The 17,457-nt window shown below is 61.7% G+C and carries 12 protein-coding genes; 7 read left to right on the top strand and 5 right to left on the bottom strand.

The features are described from left to right. Window positions 1-417: 417 nt before the first annotated feature. From E4O92_RS08285 to E4O92_RS08295, 3 genes are read left to right on the top strand one after another with little or no spacing between them, the layout of a single operon-like run. Window positions 418-1,869 carry an alkaline phosphatase gene (locus E4O92_RS08285; RefSeq protein WP_135189294.1) on the top strand — a complete coding sequence of 484 codons (1,452 nt, stop codon included), beginning with the start codon at window positions 418-420 and terminating at the stop codon, window positions 1,867-1,869. Between the two features lie 25 nt (window positions 1,870-1,894). Continuing rightward, window positions 1,895-3,298 carry an alkaline phosphatase gene (locus tag E4O92_RS08290; RefSeq protein ID WP_135189295.1) on the top strand — a complete coding sequence of 468 codons (1,404 nt, stop codon included), beginning with the start codon at window positions 1,895-1,897 and terminating at the stop codon, window positions 3,296-3,298. Between the two features lie 2 nt (window positions 3,299-3,300). Further along, window positions 3,301-3,966 carry a hypothetical protein gene (locus E4O92_RS08295; RefSeq protein WP_135189296.1) on the top strand — a complete coding sequence of 222 codons (666 nt, stop codon included), beginning with the start codon at window positions 3,301-3,303 and terminating at the stop codon, window positions 3,964-3,966. Window positions 3,967-3,980: 14 nt separating this feature from the next. Here E4O92_RS08295 and E4O92_RS08300 read toward each other — a convergent pair whose 3' ends face one another. The 3 genes from E4O92_RS08300 to E4O92_RS08310 all read right to left on the bottom strand — a co-directional run bounded on the left by E4O92_RS08300 (window position 3,981) and on the right by E4O92_RS08310 (window position 7,651). Next, entirely contained in the window at window positions 3,981-5,039 is a 1,059-nt protein-coding gene (locus tag E4O92_RS08300) for an alpha/beta fold hydrolase (RefSeq protein ID WP_135189297.1), read from the bottom strand. Window positions 5,040-5,138: 99 nt separating this feature from the next. Further along, window positions 5,139-6,524: a YfcC family protein gene (locus E4O92_RS08305; RefSeq protein ID WP_135189298.1), complete on the bottom strand. Its 1,386-nt coding sequence runs from the start codon at window positions 6,522-6,524 to the stop codon at window positions 5,139-5,141. 8 nt (window positions 6,525-6,532) lie between these two features. Further along, a complete protein-coding gene (locus E4O92_RS08310) occupies window positions 6,533-7,651 on the bottom strand; it encodes a succinylglutamate desuccinylase/aspartoacylase family protein (protein ID WP_135189299.1) in 1,119 nt (372 codons plus the stop codon). A 181-nt stretch (window positions 7,652-7,832) separates the two neighbouring features. Between E4O92_RS08310 and E4O92_RS08315 the strand changes: the two genes are divergently transcribed. The 3 genes from E4O92_RS08315 to E4O92_RS08325 all read left to right on the top strand — a co-directional run bounded on the left by E4O92_RS08315 (window position 7,833) and on the right by E4O92_RS08325 (window position 12,880). Continuing rightward, entirely contained in the window at window positions 7,833-8,744 is a 912-nt protein-coding gene (locus tag E4O92_RS08315) for a MurR/RpiR family transcriptional regulator (protein WP_229483170.1), read from the top strand. Window positions 8,745-8,815: 71 nt separating this feature from the next. Next, window positions 8,816-11,521: a TonB-dependent receptor gene (locus tag E4O92_RS08320; RefSeq protein ID WP_167759733.1), complete on the top strand. Its 2,706-nt coding sequence runs from the start codon at window positions 8,816-8,818 to the stop codon at window positions 11,519-11,521. Window positions 11,522-11,584: 63 nt separating this feature from the next. Continuing rightward, window positions 11,585-12,880: a cyanophycinase gene (locus E4O92_RS08325; RefSeq protein ID WP_135189301.1), complete on the top strand. Its 1,296-nt coding sequence runs from the start codon at window positions 11,585-11,587 to the stop codon at window positions 12,878-12,880. A gap of 224 nt (window positions 12,881-13,104) precedes the next feature. Here E4O92_RS08325 and E4O92_RS08330 read toward each other — a convergent pair whose 3' ends face one another. Then, on the bottom strand, window positions 13,105-13,635 hold the full coding sequence (locus E4O92_RS08330) for an OB-fold protein (RefSeq protein ID WP_135189302.1): 531 nt from the start codon (window positions 13,633-13,635) through the stop codon (window positions 13,105-13,107). Window positions 13,636-13,764: 129 nt separating this feature from the next. After that, complete coding sequence (locus E4O92_RS08335) at window positions 13,765-16,719, bottom strand: glycosyl hydrolase family 95 catalytic domain-containing protein (RefSeq protein WP_135189303.1); 2,955 nt, start codon at window positions 16,717-16,719, stop codon at window positions 13,765-13,767. A 291-nt stretch (window positions 16,720-17,010) separates the two neighbouring features. Between E4O92_RS08335 and E4O92_RS08340 the strand changes: the two genes are divergently transcribed. After that, entirely contained in the window at window positions 17,011-17,415 is a 405-nt protein-coding gene (locus E4O92_RS08340) for a VOC family protein (RefSeq protein WP_135189304.1), read from the top strand. Window positions 17,416-17,457: the final 42 nt, after the last annotated feature.

The following is a 17,457-nucleotide window of genomic DNA, read 5'->3' on the forward strand; positions in this document are numbered from 1 at the left end:
AAAAAATATACCTTCGCGACCAACGCAAGAAGCACAAGTAAAAACTCAAACGCCCGATGTAATTCATCGGGCGTTTGAAAAACGACAAAGGCGACGACGAGTCATGGTCCATCAAATCGCGGGCTTTTCAGCGAAGACGTTGCCTGATCCGGTTTCGGTCTCGACGCCTTCAATCATGCGTTTTGTCATTTGGTAGATCCCTCACTAGCACCACGGAAACCTCCAGCTTGGTGCGAAAACTGTCCATTTCCTCTTTCGCAGCAGCGATCCCGCTCTTGCTCTCCTTCTCGAAGCAGTGCAGGACGAGCATCGCTTTCGCGAACTAAACAGTCCGCACACGCGGATTTGCCGGGCGTCATCGAGCCGTCATAACGTCTTGCTAACCTGCGGACTCCTGACCCACTTGGACTAACTCCCATGCCAAAGCTCCCAATGCGCGCCATGCTCGGCGCCTGCGTCGCACTCGCACTCGCCGCTTGTGGCGAACGTAATTCGTCCGACACGACCGTCACGCCGCCCACCACGGCGCCGAAAAACGTCATCTTCTTCCTCGGTGATGGGATGGGCATGACCACCATGACGGCCGCCCGAATCTACTCAGTCGGCGAAGACGGCGACCTGACGATGGACACCCTGCCGGAGACTGCCTTCGTCAAGACCTTCTCCAACGACTCGCAAGTGACCGATAGCGCTCCGTCCATGGCGGCTTACATGACGGGCGTGAAGATGAATAACGAAGTGATCTCGATGTCCAGCGACACCGTGGCCATCGATCCGGGCCTTGATATCAACGGCAACAAACTGGCCAACAACTGCGGCAGCAAAAACGGCGCCCCGGTGTCGACCTTGCTGGAACTGGCCAAGGCCAAGGGTTGGTCGGCCGGCGTGGTGACCACCACCCGCATCACCCACGCAACCCCTGCCGCCACCTACTCCCACATCTGCCACCGCGACCTGGAGAACGACATTGCGGCGGCTCTGGTACCGGGCGGCGCAGGCTACAACAGCGCCCTGGGCACCGCCGGCATCGACGTGATCCTCGGCGGCGGCAGCCAGTTCTTCACCCCGTTCGCGGGCGGCGGCAAACGTTCCGACGGACGTGACCTGATCGCGGAACTGAAGAAATCCTATACCTACGCCAGCAACGCCGCCGAGTTCAATGCCATCGACCCGGCCAAGGTGGATCGGATTGCCGGCCTGTTCACATCCAGCCACATGAGCTATGACCTGGACCGCGATCCGGCCAAGGAACCCAGCCTGGCCGACATGACCACCAAGGCCATGGACGTGCTGTCCAAGAACAAAAAGGGATACTTCCTGATGGTGGAAGGCGGCCGTATCGACCACGCCCTGCACGAGACCACGGCCAAAAAGGCTCTGCAGGACACCGTCGCCTTCGACAATGCCATCAAGGCCGCCATCGCCAAGGCCAAAGTGACCGATCCGGATCTTAAGAACACCCTGATCGTCGTCACCGCCGACCACGACCACACGCTGGTGCTGAACGGCTACGCCAAGCGCACCGGCAAGACCGCCGCCGGCAATGCCGGCGTGCTGGGCGTGGTGAAGAACTACGTCACCGGCGCTGTCGAAAAAGACGCGGACGGCGCGCCGTACACCATCATCGGCTTTGGCAACGGCGAGCACCGCACCCAGGGCAGCCGCGCAGCCAATGCCAGCCTGGACGAAAGCGTCACCGGCGCCAATACCTATCACCAGGAAGCCGCGATCCGTGTGGGCGCGGGTAACGAAACCCACGGCGGTACCGACGTGTTCCTCGGCGCTATCGGCATGGGTTCCGACACCTTCCTTGGCACCATCGATAACACCAAGGTGAACAGCCTGGTCAAAGCCGCCGCCGGCCTGTAATCAACGCTTCTGAACTGGACATACTATGAAACGTAATCTGCAACGCTCCCTGCTGGCCCTCGCCATCGGCGCTACGATTAGCCAGGCTGCCGTGGCGGCCGATGCCAAGAACATCATCTTCTTCCTCGGCGACGGCATGGGTCCTGCGACCATTACCGCTGCCCGCATCTACAAGTACGGCGAAGACGGCAGCCTGAATATGGACAAGCTGGAACGCACCGCGCGCATCAAGACCTTCTCGAACGATGCGCAGACCACCGACAGCGCACCGTCCATGGCCGCCTACATGACCGGCGTGAAGATGAACAATGAAGTCATCTCCATGTCGACTGACACCGTGGCCACCGAACCGGGCAAGGATGCCAACGGCAACCTGGGCATCAACAACTGTGCCTCCACGAACGGCAAACTTGTTCCCACCATCCTGGAACTGGCCAAGGCCAAGGGCAAGGCAGTCGGCTCCATCACCACCACCGAGCTGACTCATGCCACGCCGGCGGCGACCTTCTCGCACATCTGCAACCGCAATGCGCAGTACGCGATTGCCGCACAGCTGGCGCCTGGCGGCGCCGGCTACAACGCTGCCCTGCTCGATGGCGTCGATGTGCTGATGGGCGGTGGCCGTAACCACTTCACGCCTTACAGCGCCACCAACACCAAGGGCCGCGCCGATGGCCGCGACCTGCTGGCCGAGATGGCAGCCAAAGGCTATACCATCGCCGCGACTAAAGCCGACATGCAGGCAGCTCCGCTGACCAAGAAGTTCATCGGCATCTACAGCACCACCAGCCAACTGCAGTATGAGCTGGACCGCGCTGCGACCCCGCCGGTCGGCGAAGGCGCCATCCAGCCAAGCCTGGCCGAGATGACCGTCAAGGCCATGGACATCCTGGGCCAGAACGCGAACGGCTACTTCCTGATGGTAGAAGGCGGCCGCATCGACCACGCCCTGCACGCCACCAACGCCAAGCGTGCGCTGGTGGATACCATCGCTTTCGACGATGCTATCAAGGCCGCCCAGGACAAGGCCCGCAGCACCGACCCTACCCTGGCCAACACCCTGATCGTCGTCACCGCCGATCATGACCACACGCTGACCATCAACGGCTATTCCAAGCGCGGCAATCCGATCCTGGACATCAACCGCGACTACAAGACCGGCCAGCCGGGCAAGGATGAAGACGGCAACACCTACTCCACCCTGGTATTCGGCAATGGTCCGAACCGCCCTAACCTGCGCACCAACCTGGACAGCGCCACCGTCCTCGGCGATAACTACCTGCAGGAAGCTGGCGTGCGCTTGTCCAGCGAAACCCACGGCGGCGGCGACGTGAAGCTGTTCGCCACCGGGGCCGGCGCAAAGGCGTTCAAGGGCACGATGGACAACACCAAGGTGTTCACCCTGCTGAAAAACGCGTTCGGTTTCTGAATATGAAGCTGTTGAAGTCTCTGTTGTTGTGCGCCAGCCTGGCCTGCGCTTCGGCGCAAGCCGCGCCGGCGGCGCCTGACCTCGACCTTGGAATCAGCTACTACACCAGGGTCGTGACGGACGAAGGCGTTACCCGCGAAATCCGCTACGAGGAACGTATGGTGCGCCGTGCGGGCCATGTGTGGCTGGAGCGCGTGCTGCCGCAGCGGGCGTCGCTCGAGGAGCGGGGGCACAAGCACTTCAATCCGGTGCGGCTGGCCCGCCATGTGATGCTGGAAAACGGAAAGCTGAAGCTGGAATACGTGGACGTGCACGGCCGCGAACGGGTCGCCATTCCGCCTTCGGAATTCGAGAATGTCGACTTCAACGGTTCCTGGGACCGCAGCTTCTATCTGGCGCCGCCAAAGCTGATTGCGGGAATGCCGCTGTCCTCTCGGCCCTCCAACATGCCCGGCGCACGCTGGCGCGAACGCGAGAAGAACGGCAGATTTGAGCGCGTGCTGTGGGATGACGTGCGACAGGTCGCGCTCATCATCGAAGCCGGCGATCGCGCGGGACACGAATTCCAGCGCGTCGAAGCCAGGCTGCTGGCCAGGCCTGCCACCGCAGCGCCGTGGACCAAGCTGGCTGGCTTCAGCCAGAAAGAGTATGCGGATTTCCTCGACTGAGCTCTCACGGGCTTTTAGTCTGCGAGAAGCTCCTTGAGGTACTGCTGCCACGACGCGGCGACCGTGTGGCTGCCATGGCCGCGCGTATCCGGCGTGAGCGGCAGCACTACCGCGCGGCCGTGCCTGACGCGCTTGATCTCACGCTCGAGGATGCCCAGCTCCGGAGGATTGATCAGGTCATCGGCGCTGTTGACCGCAATGAGACGGGCCTGGATCTTCTCCAGCCCAGGGGCCGGGTCGTAGTCGTGCGACGCGTCGAGCTGGTATAGCAGGTCGTTCGCGTCCGTGGTCTTCATCGCCGAGGCCACGTACGCGTCCAGCGCCTTGTCGGACGCCTCCAGGGTCGGCATCTGCTGCTGGCGCAGAACGGGATTGCTGCCCATGAAGAACAGCATCTGCGCACCCAGACGCAGGCTCTGCGGCTGGCTGGTGTATTCGCCGCCCTGCCACTGTGGATCATTGCGAATCGCGTCCATCACCATGCGCCGCCATGCGCGGTTGCGGCCGGAGATCTGGCCCGGCAGGCTGGCCAGCGGCATCAGCTTGTCCATGAAGGCGGGATAGCGCTCGCCCCACACCCACGTTTGCATTCCGCCCATCGACGTGCCCATCACCAGCTTCAGGTGGTTGACGTCCAGTCCTTCCGTCAGCAGGCGGTACTGCGCATCGACCATGTCGGTGTAGCCGTAATGCGGAAAGCGCGCATGCAGTCCGTCGCTCGGCTTGCTTGACTGGCCGTGACCGATGCCATCGGTGAGGATGATGTAGTAACGCGCGGCGTCGAGCAGGCCTCCCGGCCGGAACAACTCGCCGGCAAACTCCGGGCGCAGGAACTGGGCGCCGGTGCCGCCGGTCCCGTGTGTGATCAGCACAGCGTTGCTGACCTTGCCCTGCGCGTCGCGTTGCGGCTTGCCCAGGGTGCGGTAATGGATCTTCAAAACCGGCAGCGTTTCGCCCGATTTGAACTGGAAATTCTTGATGATGAAATCGCCCTCGGATGGCGGCGGATAATCGGCCGCCTGCACGGCGGCGGCGAGCATGCACAAGAAAAGCGACGCTACAAGTTTAAGCATGATTTTTTGTTGTCAGGCAAGAACGGGGGCGTCTACTATAGACCAGTTTTCCGAGTCATGTATTCTCGGCCTGGCTATGAAAATACCGGCTCAACGATTTCACTGCCACATTGTCAAACACGGCAATACCAGCAGCAGCAAGGCCATCAAGGCATAAACAAGCTGCAGTGGAATCATCCATTTCGCCCATACCAGCCAGGGAATCCGCGCCAGCCCCAGCACCCCAACCGTGATGCCGGAGGTCGGTATCATCGGCGTGGTCAGCTCGCCGAGCTGGAAGGCGAGCACCGCCGTTTGCCGCGTCACGCCCACGAGGTCGGACAGGGGCGCCATGATCGGAATCGTCAACGCCGCCTGGCCGGTGCCGGAATGGATGAAGAAGTTAATCACCGTCTGGATCCCAAACATCTTCTGCGCCGCGAACACCGGGTTGGCCGACTGGATCAACGGCGTCAGGTAATACAGCATGCTGTCGATGATGTTGGCGTCGCGAGCGAGGATCATGGTGCCGCGCGCCAGCGCAATCACCAGCGCGGTGCCGACCATATCCCGGGCGCCGTGCACGAAGGCGCCCACCAGTTCATCCGAATCCAGCCGGGCGATCAGCCCGACCACAATGGTCATCACCAGGAACAGGGCTGCAATCTCCTCGATGAACCAGCCAAACTTGATCACGCCGACCACCATCGCCAGCAATGAACCGGCAAACACCCACAGCACGAGCTTGTGCGTCCGAGTCATGCCGTCAAAGCCATTGAAATCGATCGCCAGTTCCTGGCGCCGCGTCTCGTCGAGCATATAGGTGGGGCTCCTGGACGGAGTCGCCTTGATCCGCGCCGCATACCACATCAAGAAAGCGACAGTCACGGCCGTGGCAATAAACCATACCACCAGCCGATATCCCAGTCCGGAAAACACCGGCAGCCCGGCGATGCCCTGGGCGATGCCGACATTAAAGGGGTTCAGGAACGCAGCGCCGAAGCCTACCTGGGACCCGAGAAAAGGAATCGATACCCCGGTCACCGAGTCATAGCCCAGCGCCAGGGCGAGCGGCACGAAGATCAGGACAAACGGTATGGCCTCTTCACTCATGCCAAAGGTCGCGCCGCCCAGCGAGAACAAGGTCACGAACACCGGGATCATCGCAACGCGCACGACGGCGGAGCGGGTATGGGCCATGGCGATCGATTTGATCATTGCGTCGATCGCCTCGGTCTTGTGCAGCACCGCGAAGGCGCCGCCGGTGATGAGCACAAAGCCGATGATCAGCCCGGCCTCGGCAAAGCCTTTGATCGGCGCCATCATCAATGCGCCGAATCCCTGCGGTTTGCTGTCCACGAAGTGAAACGTGGCCGCATCAACCAGCTGCTTTCCATTGACCAGATGGGTATCGTATTTACCGCCGGGGACCAGCCAGGTCGCCAGCGCGATCAGGGCCAGGATGGCAAACAGCAGCACAAATGTATTTGGCAGGCGCAGTTTCATAGCTGGCCTTACGCGCTTAACAGGTAGCCGGCGCGATAAGCCGTGGCGCCCGCGATTTTGCCAATGTTCATTCCACGCGTAACGTGGCGGCGCGCGCTGCGCGCAAAGAAGCATCCGCCCGTCGCGCAGCGCACCGTGGTGGTATCGCCGCTGACCGGGTCGACGAGGTCGGCGATCGCATCGCCGGGGCGGACCTGTTCGCCCAGCGCTCGCGTGTAGACCAACACCCCGGCATGCGGCGCCAGCAGCGGCTCCACACCTTCCAGGGGTGTCGCCTGGCACAGCGCGGGCGGCAGGACCGGCGCGTCAACCGCCAGCACCCCCTGGTGAGCGAGGAATTGAAGCAAGCGCTCGGCGTCCTGCCGCGCAAGCGCATAGTCCACTTCCACTTCCCCGCGCAGCTCGACCGTAACAGCCAGGCACGCTGGCGGAATCGGATATGCGCTGCCAAAGTGCTCGTCCAGGTCCCACCATAACCGGCTGCATGCCTCGTCAAAGGCCTCACCGCCAGAATTCCTCGACAGCAGGAACGCCTGCGCGCCGAGCAGCGCCGATAGCGGTTGCGCCGCGGCGGCCAGCGGCGTGCCTGCATAAATGTGGAGCACGGCGTCGTTATCGCAGTGCAGGTCAAGCACGATGTCGGCGTCAATCGCCAGCTGCAGCAGGATTTGTTTGAGCGCCGCGTCGTCGGTTGCCGGCTGCAGCGCATCGATGACTTCGCGCGCCTTCCGGCGGATTAAACGGACATTTCGGGCCTCGTCCCAGTTCAGCAGTCCCACCAGCGACTGTTTCAGGTCATCGGCCACATGCTTGAAATCACGGTTGAAGTTGACTCCCGTCGTCATGTCGAACCGGCCGAACGCCACCCCGTGCAGCGCCTGGGCCCGGCCGATCGGATTGGCGGCGGGCACGAGGATGACTTCGCCGGTGATATTGCCAGCCGCCTCCAGTTCCGCCAGCCGGGTGCGCAGGAACTGCGCAACCAGCATGCCGGGCGGTTCGTCCGCGTGCAGCCCCGCGTGAATGTAAACCTTTTTGCCCTTTTCCGGCTCCCCGAAATGCAGGCTATGCAGCTCATATTGGGCGCTGCTGTGGGGTGCGGAAATCTGGTGTTTCTCTGTTCGCATGGCGTGTCCCGACACGTGGTGGCCTCGGCCGATTATGTCGCTTTTTTTTCACGAAGTAAATCAATGAAAAGATTTTTTCATAAATTTGTTGAGTTCTTTGCACGACATGCGTAAAGTCGAAGCGCTTGTCAAAACAATGGACATACCAAGTAAACAGTAAAAACGATTCACACAAAGCCACGTGAGAAAGCCTTCCAAATCAGCCGATCCGTCCTCACCCGAAATGGCGTTTGCCCAATCGGAGCTGGGGCAGACGCTGATGCGTGTGCTTGCCGAAGCATCCTCTCCGGGCAAGCGCACGGTGGCAGACTACCTGCTGCGCAACCAGATGCGCGTCACTGCGCAGGGGATCGAGGAACTGGCGCAAAGCTGCCATGTATCCACCGCCACCATCAGCCGGTTTGCGCGCGACATCGGCTTTCGCAATTACGCGGCCATGCGGGCCGCTGTCGCCGACACCTTGCAGGAAATGCTGCAGCCGGTGGAAAAGCTGCGCAGCACCATCGAACAGCGCGGCCGTGCCACCTCGCCTGCTGTCGAGAGTCTGGAATACGCGGTGGCGAATATCTCCGCCACCATCGGCAGCCTGTCGCAATCGGATCTTGACGCGGTCGTACGCAAGTTAAGCCGTGCGCGTGCGATTTACGTGATGGGTTTCGGCCTCTCGTCGCACCTGGCCGGCGCCCTGGTGCAGCACCTCCAGCCCTTTTGCTCGCAAGTAGTTGAAGTGGTGGGGATAGGCGGCACCGAGGTCGCCGCCGGCAACCTGGTGGGCATCGGCAGCAAGGACGTGCTGGTCGCCCTTTCCTTCCCCCGCTATACGCTGGACTGCGTGCGCCTGGCCAGCTATGCGCGCGATCGCCATGCCGCCGTTGTGGCGCTCACCGATTCACCCGCTTCACCGCTGGCCGAGGTGGCCGACCACCTGTTATGCGTACAAAGCCAGCATCCTGTGCTGCCCAGCAGTAGCAGCGCGGCGCTGGCACTGATCGAGGCGCTCGCGGTGGCGCTGATGGTGTCCAACCGCGCCAATGTCGAAAAGGCAGCGCGCCTGACCGACGTTATCTCGACTTACCTATACGGCAAAAAATAAAACAATCCAATCACCAGGGAGACATCGACATGAGCAAGCACTTTCGCCAAGAGCGCAGCCAACAATTGGGCATGACCACCCTAACACGCGCCATCCGCCTGACGCTGGGCGCGGGCGCCGCGGCCGGCTTGCTGGCGCACCCGGGCGCATGGGCGCAGGAGCTTGAAACGCCAATGACCAAGGTGGAGATCACCGGCTCGGCGATCAAGCAGATCGAATCCGAAACGCCGTTGCCGGTGCAGGTGGTGACGCGCGCCGATATCGAGAAAGCCGGCGTGACCACCGCCGCCGAGATCATGACCCGCCTTTCCGCCAACGTGGGCAGCCTCACCGACGGCATCAGCATCAACGTGGGCGGCGACCAGCGCGGCTTTAACAGCGCCAACCTGCGCGGCATCGGCACCTCCTCCACGCTGGTGCTGCTCAATGGCCGCCGCATGGCCAACTTTGCCTCGCCCGGCGACGATACGGGCGTCGACCTGAACAACATACCGGCCGCCGCCATCCAGCGCGTGGAAGTGCTGCTGGACGGCGCTTCGGCGCTGTACGGCACCGATGCGATCGGCGGCGTGATCAACTTCATCACCCGCAAGGACTTCCAGGGCGCGGAGCTGAGCGCGTACGCACTGCGCACCAGGGAAGGCGGCGCCGGCAAACGCACGGCTACGCTGAGCGCGGGTACCGGCGACCTGGAAAAGGATGGCTACAACATCTTCGCCGTGCTCGATACGCAGCACACCGACCGCCTCAATACCTCGCAGCGCAGCTTTATCGATGACTTGAAGATCCCGGAGCGCCTGGCGCACCTGCTGTCCGGCTTTACCGGTCCGGCCAATATCCGCCTGACCAGCGCGCAGCGCAAGCAGCTGCAAAAGATCGGCTTCAAGATCAACGGCAAGCCCATCGTCAACCGGATGATCAACCTGTCGGCGCCGAACTGCAGTCCGCCGGCCAATCTATACCTGCCGGCTGGCACAGGCGGTGAGGACGCCTGTACCTACAACTACATGGGCGACACCGAGCTGTATCCGGAATCGTCCAAGCACAACCTGCTAAGCCGCGGCGTGTTCAAGCTGAATGCGGATACCCAGGCGTACGCCGAGGTGGCCCTCAGCCGCTCGACCACCAACTACGCTGGTGCCTCCGCCCGCGTCAAAGCCTTCGTCGACTACCGAAAGGTGCCTGCACTGGCCAACGCCGGGTTCGATACAATCAACGACACCCGACTTGAACTGCGCACGCGCCTTTTAGAAGCTGGCATGCGCACCAGCGCACTGACCAGCGCAAGCCAACGCTACGTGCTGGGCATGACAGGCACTGCGGCAGGCTGGGACTACGACGTGGCGTTCAACCACAGCGTGAACACCATCGAGGACCGGGACATCCATGGCTACCTCCTGTACGACCAGCTAATGAAAGGCATCGCCGATGGCCTGATCAATCCGTTCGGACCTTCAAGCGCGGAGGGCGTGGCCCTGATCAACAGCATCCAGGTGAACGATGTCGTCCGCCGCGCGCGAGGCACCATGGACACCTTCGACTTCAAGATGTCCCGTTCGCTGATGCAGCTCGCTGGCGGCGACCTTGGTCTCGCATTCGGTGGCGAGGTACGTCACGAGAATACGGATTTCCGCCCGTCGGCCCTTCTGATGGGCGATAACATCAATAACGATGGGGCGCCGGAAGGTGGCAGGGCGACCAGCGACAAGCGCAGCGTCCAGGGGCTGTTCGGCGAGGTACTGGCGCCGATTACCAAGGAGTGGCAGGCCCAGCTCTCCGGCCGTTACGACCATTACCAGAAGGTCGGCGGGGCACTGAGCCCGAAGGTCGGCATCGCCTACACGCCAAACAAGTCGCTGATGGTGCGCGCTTCCGCCGGCAAGGGCTTCCGCGCGCCGTCCATGACCGACCTGTACCGCCCCACGAAGAACAGCGCCACCGCCACCCTGCCCGATCCGGTGTACTGCGCCACGGTGGACAACAACTACGCGGACTGCGCGAACAGCTGGAGTACCAAGCGCTACAGCAATCCAAATCTGAAACCGGAACGCAGCAGCCAGCATTCGGTTGGCCTGGTCATCGAGCCAAGCAGGCACTTTAACGCAAGCCTGGATTACTGGAATATCAAGCGTACGGACCTGATCAGCGAAATCGGCGATGACGTCATCCTTGGCAACCTGGCCAAGTACGGCAACCTGGTGCACCGCGACGAAGACAGCTATATCGATTACATCGAGCTGCACAAGGAAAACCGCGGCGCCCAGGTGGCCAGCGGGCTGGATCTGGTGCTGGACGCGCATCGCATCGACACCCCTATCGGGCGCTTCCACACCCGCCTGAACGGCACTTACGTGCTCGACTCGAAAATCCAGACCAGCCCCGGCGACGCTTTCATCAGCAACCTGGGCAAGTTCGTGACAAATGGTGTGGTGCAGCGCTGGCGTCACACGGTGAACCTGGACTGGGAACGCGGCGACCTGTCGGCCAACCTGTCGAACACCTACTCGGCTTCTTATGAAGACCAGAACTCTGCCATCAACATCGATGACGGCAGTGTGGTGGCCCCCAACCACGTCAAAGCCTACTCGCTCTGGGACATGTCAATGGCCTACAACATGTCGAAGAACCTGAAATTGCGGGCCGGCGTGCAGAACATCTTCGACACGCCGCCGCCGTATTCGAACCAGGCATATTTTTTCCTGTCCGGCTACGACCCGTCGTACACCGATCCGCGCGGCCGCCGCTTTTATGCAAGCGTGAACTACGCCTTCAAGTAATCAGGGCTTTCAGGCCCCACCAGCTGTAGAACGCAACCGGAATGCAAGAACAGAAAGGGAAAGATGAAGCCAGCACTGCTAACGCTTAAGCGCTCGTTGAAGATCGCTTTACTGCTTTTTATTGGGTTTGGCATGCAAGGTGCAACGGCGGCGCCGGAGCCCAAGCAGGCCAAAACGGCAAAGGCCGCACCGCCACCGGCCAAGCCGGTGGTTGGGCAGACGAAGGGCACGCTGGTAATCATCGGCGGCGGCCTGCGTGGCGATAATGCCGTTGTGTGGCAAAGGATTGTCGACCTTGCGGGCGGCAAGGGGGCGAAGATCGCGGTTTTCGGCTCCGCCTCGATCAATCCCGAGCGCTCCGCAAACATCACCATCGGCCGCCTGAACCAGTACGGCGCGGATGCCTTCTTCGTGCCTGTGGCCGTCAATTACCCCGGCAATGACTACCGCAAGGCTGCCGACGACCCGGCTATCGTGCAGTCCGTACGGTCCGCGGCGGGGGTATTCTTTGTCGGCGGCGACCAGGGGCGCATCACGCAGGCCCTGGTGCGCAATGACGGCAGCCGCACAGCGGTGCTCGACGCCGTGTGGCAAGTCTATCGCGGCGGCGGCGTGGTGGCCGGCTCCAGTGCCGGTGCCGCCATCATGAGCACCACCATGTTCCACGAGACCAAGCCGGTGTTGGACATGCTGAAAATGGGTATCACCGACGGCAAGGAGATCGCGCCCGGTCTCGGTTTTGTCGGGGATGACGTGTTCATCGACCAGCATTTGCTGGTGCGCGGCCGCTTTGCGCGCATGATTCCCGTGATGCTGAAGAAGGGCTATCAACTTGGCCTGGGCATCGACGAGAACACCGCCATGGTCGTGACAGCCGACCGTGAAGTGGAGGTGATCGGCTATAGCGGCGCACTGCTGATCGACCTGTCCAACGCCATGACCGAACCCGGTATGCAGGCCTTCAACGTGAGCAATGCCGCCATCAGTTACCTGGACCGGGGCGACAAATTCAACCTGGCCACGCGCGTCTTTACCCCCGCACCGGACAAGACGCACGGCAGGCTTGATCCGGACAACCCGGAATTGCGCGAAGCCGTATTCACCAACGATATCCTGGGTCGCAACGCCGTGCTCCACCTGATGGGGAACCTCATCGACAACGCACAGCAGGAAGCAATCGGGATCGCGTTTGGCAACCAGCGCGATCCGCTTCCGGAGCTGGGGTTCGAATTCAGGTTCAGCAAAACCTTAAACAGCGTGGGCTACGCGTCAGCCGAGAGCTCCGCCTATTCGGTATTAAAGCTGCGCCTGGACATTCGCCCAATCCAACTGCGCCAGCCGCTGTATCGCTATAAATAAAGTTCGATCGGAGCGCTGACCGAATCACGCCACAACAATAGTTAGCCTCAAAATCGTCGTCCCCGCGCAGGCGGGGACTCATGCTGAACGTCATTTCACGCTGCCTATGGGTTCCCGCCTGCGCGGGAACGACGTGCTATCTTTCGTTGGCAGGCCCACACGTTGCCGGAACCGGAAACAAAAAAAGCCCCTGCAATCAGGGGCCCGGCGAAGACAGGCTGAAATTACATATTTTCGACCAGCGTGCAGTCGTCGGCCATCGCCACCTTGGCGATATCGCCCCTTCCTGTGCAGGTCATCGTGACTCTGGAGCCTTTCTTAAGCTTCGCCAACTGCGAACCGGCACTCTTATCGAATGCGAACTGTGGCTCCATGAATTCATTGACGCCGCCGCGCAGCGTCAAAAAGGGACGGCCAAAAAGGTCGGTATTGATATCACTGACCGTACCGGTGACCTTGAACTCCTTGTCCTTGTACTGTTCGTCGGCCGCGACCGTGTTTTCGTTGTAGGCGACGGCAATATCATGTGCCGTGACATCCGGGAGAGCCTCGAGCTTTTTCCTTGCACGCTCGGCCTTCGCTTCCGCTTTGGCTTTCGCTTTCTCTTCCTTTGCAGCAGCCGACGCGATCTTGTCCTGCTCAAGCGCAGCCCTATCGGCCGCCTTTTCTTCCGGTGACTTCGTTGCCTCGACAATCACACCCAGAACGATCAAAGCCAAAAATCCACCACCAACCCACTTTAAAACTTTTTTCATTGTTTACCCATTGCGAGGAGTGTTAGGGGATTACATTCTATCAATAAATTACTTTTGATCAATAGGTTTTTCATACTTCCAATGACGGCGATGGCCAGCCTCACCCTGCCCACCGACATCCGCGCGCGCTCAGTCCTTTCCGTTCCAGGTCAGCGTCTCCCCTTTTCCAATCTTCAGATCACGCGTGCTGCCCGAGTACCGCAACTGGATCGGCTGCCCCAGCAGCGAGCGCACTTTGGCCGAGGCCAGTTTGCCATCCTTCCAAACGATGTCGACTTCGTATCCGCCGCGCGCGCGTAGTCCCTTCACCTCGCCGTTGGCCCAGGCCTTTGGCAGGGCCGGCAGCAGCTCGATGAAGCCGCGGTGCGATTGCACCAGCATTTCCGCGACCGCCGCCGTGGCGGCGAAGTTGCCGTCGATCTGGAATGGCGAGGGGTGGGCATCGAACATGTTCGGGTAAGTGCCGCCATTGCCGTTCTTCGGTGGCGCGATCTGGGTGGTCAGGAGGGCATAAGCCTTGTCGCCCTCACCTGTGCGCGCCCACAGGCTTTGCTTCCACGCGAGTGACCAGCCGGTGCCGCCCATGCCGCGTGCGGCCAGGGACTTCCTGGCTGCCTCATAGATTTTGGGATCGGTGTCGGGCGTGATCTGTGCGCTCGGGAACAGGCCATGCAGGTGCGAGTTGTGTTTGTGGCTGTCGGTTTCGCGGTCGATGTCCTGCAGCCATTCCTGCAGTTGGCCGTACTGACCGATTTGGAACGGGGCGAGGCGTTCACGCGTAGCCAGGACGGTCCGGCGGAAGTCCGCATCCAGCCCGAGGATCTGGCCGGCCCTGGCGGCCTGGTCGAACAGGTCGCGCAGGATCGACATATCCATGGTCGGTCCGACCGTCAGCCCCCCGTGTTCGGGCGACATCGAGGGCGCGGTGACCAGCCAGTGGTGCGTGGGCTCTTCCACAAGCGTGTCGATGAAGAACTGCGAGGCGCCTTTCAGGATCGGATAGATCGATGCGAGATACTTGCGATCGCCCGAGAACAGGTAGTGCTCCCACAGGTGGCTGGTCAGCCAGGCGCCGCCCACCGGCCACATGCCGACGGCTGCGTCGATGGGGGCGGTGGCGCGCCAGATGTCGGTGTTGTGGTGAGTGACCCAGCCCCTGGCCTTGTACATCACCGAGGCGGTGCGCTGGCCGGTCACGGCGATGTCGCGCACCAGCGCGATCAGCGGTTCGGCGCACTCGGCCAGGTTGGTCGTCTCGGCCGGCCAGTAGTTTTCCTCGGTGTTGATGTTGATGGTGTACTTGCCGCCCCAGGCCGCGCTCAGGGCGTCGTTCCACAGGCCCTGCAGGTTGGCCGGCTGCGAGCCGGGACGCGACGAGGAGATCAGCAGGTAGCGTCCGAACTGGAAGTACAGGCTGGCCAGTGTCAGGTCGCTGCCGTCGAAGTCGCGGATGCGCTGATCGGTGGGTTTGAGCGCGCTATCGGTGGCGGGAAGGTCGAGCGAGACGCGGCGGAACAGGCTTTGGTAGTCGTCTACGTGGCGCTGGCGCAGTTGCCCGTATTGCCGGGCTGCGGCGGCGTCCAGGTCCTTGCGGGCGCGCTCATCGGCATTGCCGCTGACATCCTTGTAGTTGACGAAGTTGGTGCCCGCCGCAACCAGCAGCGTCAGCGCGTTGGCGTTCTTTACGACCAGCGCATTGCCGTCCTGGGCGACACTGCCGCGTTCATTGATCAACTTGACCAGCGACTTGAATTGCACCGCGCCGGGCTGGTTGTTGAATGGGCTGCCGTGGCCGGACAGAGCCAGCATGCCATCCTCGATCCTGACCTTGGCATCGGCGAAGGGGGTGTACATGCCAGTGCGCAGGTTGATGCTGTCCGGCTTGTCGGCCGTGATTCGCACCACGACCACCTGGTCCGGCCTGCTTGCGAACACCTCACGGGTGTAGGTCACGCCGCCGCGGGTGTAGCGCGTGGTGGCGATGGCCTTGTCGATGTCGAGCGAGCGGCGGTAATTCGTGACCGTGCCGCCATCATCAGGGAAGTCCAGCGCCAAGCTGCCCAGGGTCTGGTAATTGCTCATCCTGAGCGGCTTGCCCATGGCCGATTTGAGCGTGAGTTCTTCCGCTTCCTTCTGCTTGCCCGCAAACAGCAGGCGCCGGATTTCCGGCAACGCGGCGGGCGCATCCGGGTTGGCCGGATCGTAGGGCGCGCCTGACCAGATGGTGTTTTCGTTGAGCTGGATGCGCTCTTGGTCTACGCCGCCGAATACCATCCCGCCCAGCCGTCCATTGCCCAACGGGAGCGATTCCAGCCATTCGCGTGCGGGCTGCCGGTACCAGAGCGTGAGGGCATTGGCCGGGCGGCCGGTGTCCGCTTCAATGGTGCTGGGTACGTAAAGCTCCTGCTTGCCGCTGGCCGGGGCGATGTGCCTGCCGCTGCCCGGCGCCAGCTCCCACGCCACAGCAAGGCCGGGCGCACGACGCGAGGCGCCGGACAGGGATGCGACGTCGTCCTGCGACAGGGCGCGGTCGTACACGGCGACAAAACCGATCTCGCCCTTGAAACGGTGCCCGCCGGTGAGTCCGGCGCCGATGCGCAGGGGCGCCTGCACCGCGTTGGCGTCGATCCGTAGCTTGGGATCGGGGTTCAGGCTCGCAGCCAGCCTGCCGTCCAGGTAGATGGTCGCGATCTTCTGGCGTGGATCGAAGGCCGCCACCACATGCGTCAGCCTGGCGGTGGAAAGCGCGGCATCGGTCTCGATCGGCTTGCGGGTACTGCTCATGAGACGCAGCCTGCCGCCCGGGCCGATTTCCAGGCGGATGCCCTGCAGGGTTCCGGGACCGATGCGGTCGATGATCACGGAGCCTTCCGGGCAATCCGCATCCGGCCGCACCCATAGTTCGACGCTGATGTTATCTGTGATGCCGGCCGGCGTCAGGTCGGCTTGGTAGACCGGTGTAGTAGCGTCGAAGCGCGCGCCGGGTGCCGGGCCGGCGGCGTGCGCGGCTGCGGCCAGGCCAAGCGAGAGGACTGCCACGACGAGCGCGTGGCGCAGCACTGGCCAGGCGGAGAATTGGTTCATATGACGTCACGAGTAATGATGGGAAGGAGTGCGTCATCAGGCGCGGCAAAGTTCTGCCGGATCTGAGTCGAGTTTTTTATATATAGTGAACCATATCGCAGCAGGCTCTGCTGACATAAAATTCACCAATCGGCATATCGATTCTTACCAAATCGGCCCAGCCGCAAGCGGTTTCATCTATTGCCACACCAGAGGAAAATATTTTTTCGCAAGCGTGTCGATTTTGTGTGCCGTCACCCGTCGTCGGGATGAAGCACCGATTGCTTATTCCACCTTAATCAAGGAAACGCTATGAACAAACAGATCATCCTCAACCTGCCCGTGAAGGACCTGGACAAATCCAAAGCCTTCTTTTCCGCTCTCGGTTTTACCTTCGATCCCCGATTTAGCGGGGAAAACGCGGCCTTCATGAACATCGTCGACGGCACCATCCAGGCCATGCTGACGACCGAACCCTTTTTCAAGTCCCTGATCGACAAACCCGTCGCGAATGCAAAGCAAGCCAATGAAGTCGTCATTTGCCTGAGTTGCGAAAGCCGGGACGAGGTGGACAGCCTGATCGCCAAGGCCGTTGCCGCTGGTGGCCGCACACCGCATCCGCCTGAGGACCATGGCTTTATGTATGACCAGGGCTTCGAGGATATCGATGGCCACCTGTGGAACCTGGTCTGGACGGCGCCAGAAGCCTCGTGCTGAGCAAGTTCTCCAACACCGGCAGGAGAGTTGTTCTGACCCACG

It is taken from the genome of Massilia horti (assembly GCF_004614195.1).
Lineage (GTDB): Bacteria > Pseudomonadota > Gammaproteobacteria > Burkholderiales > Burkholderiaceae_D > Telluria > Telluria horti.

Excerpts from the sequence above, each read along its gene's own strand:
- E4O92_RS08285 (WP_135189294.1), top strand. The coding sequence starts at position 418 with ATGCCAAAGCTCCCAATGCGCGCCATGCTCGGCGCCTGCGTCGCACTC.
- E4O92_RS08290 (WP_135189295.1), top strand. The coding sequence starts at position 1,895 with ATGAAACGTAATCTGCAACGCTCCCTGCTGGCCCTCGCCATCGGCGCT.
- E4O92_RS08295 (WP_135189296.1), top strand. The coding sequence starts at position 3,301 with ATGAAGCTGTTGAAGTCTCTGTTGTTGTGCGCCAGCCTGGCCTGCGCT.
- E4O92_RS08300 (WP_135189297.1), bottom strand. The coding sequence starts at position 5,039 with ATGCTTAAACTTGTAGCGTCGCTTTTCTTGTGCATGCTCGCCGCCGCC.
- E4O92_RS08305 (WP_135189298.1), bottom strand. The coding sequence starts at position 6,524 with ATGAAACTGCGCCTGCCAAATACATTTGTGCTGCTGTTTGCCATCCTG.
- E4O92_RS08310 (WP_135189299.1), bottom strand. The coding sequence starts at position 7,651 with ATGCGAACAGAGAAACACCAGATTTCCGCACCCCACAGCAGCGCCCAA.
- E4O92_RS08320 (WP_167759733.1), top strand. The coding sequence starts at position 8,816 with ATGACCACCCTAACACGCGCCATCCGCCTGACGCTGGGCGCGGGCGCC.
- E4O92_RS08325 (WP_135189301.1), top strand. The coding sequence starts at position 11,585 with ATGAAGCCAGCACTGCTAACGCTTAAGCGCTCGTTGAAGATCGCTTTA.
- E4O92_RS08330 (WP_135189302.1), bottom strand. The coding sequence starts at position 13,635 with ATGAAAAAAGTTTTAAAGTGGGTTGGTGGTGGATTTTTGGCTTTGATC.
- E4O92_RS08335 (WP_135189303.1), bottom strand. The coding sequence starts at position 16,719 with ATGAACCAATTCTCCGCCTGGCCAGTGCTGCGCCACGCGCTCGTCGTG.
- E4O92_RS08340 (WP_135189304.1), top strand. The coding sequence starts at position 17,011 with ATGAACAAACAGATCATCCTCAACCTGCCCGTGAAGGACCTGGACAAA.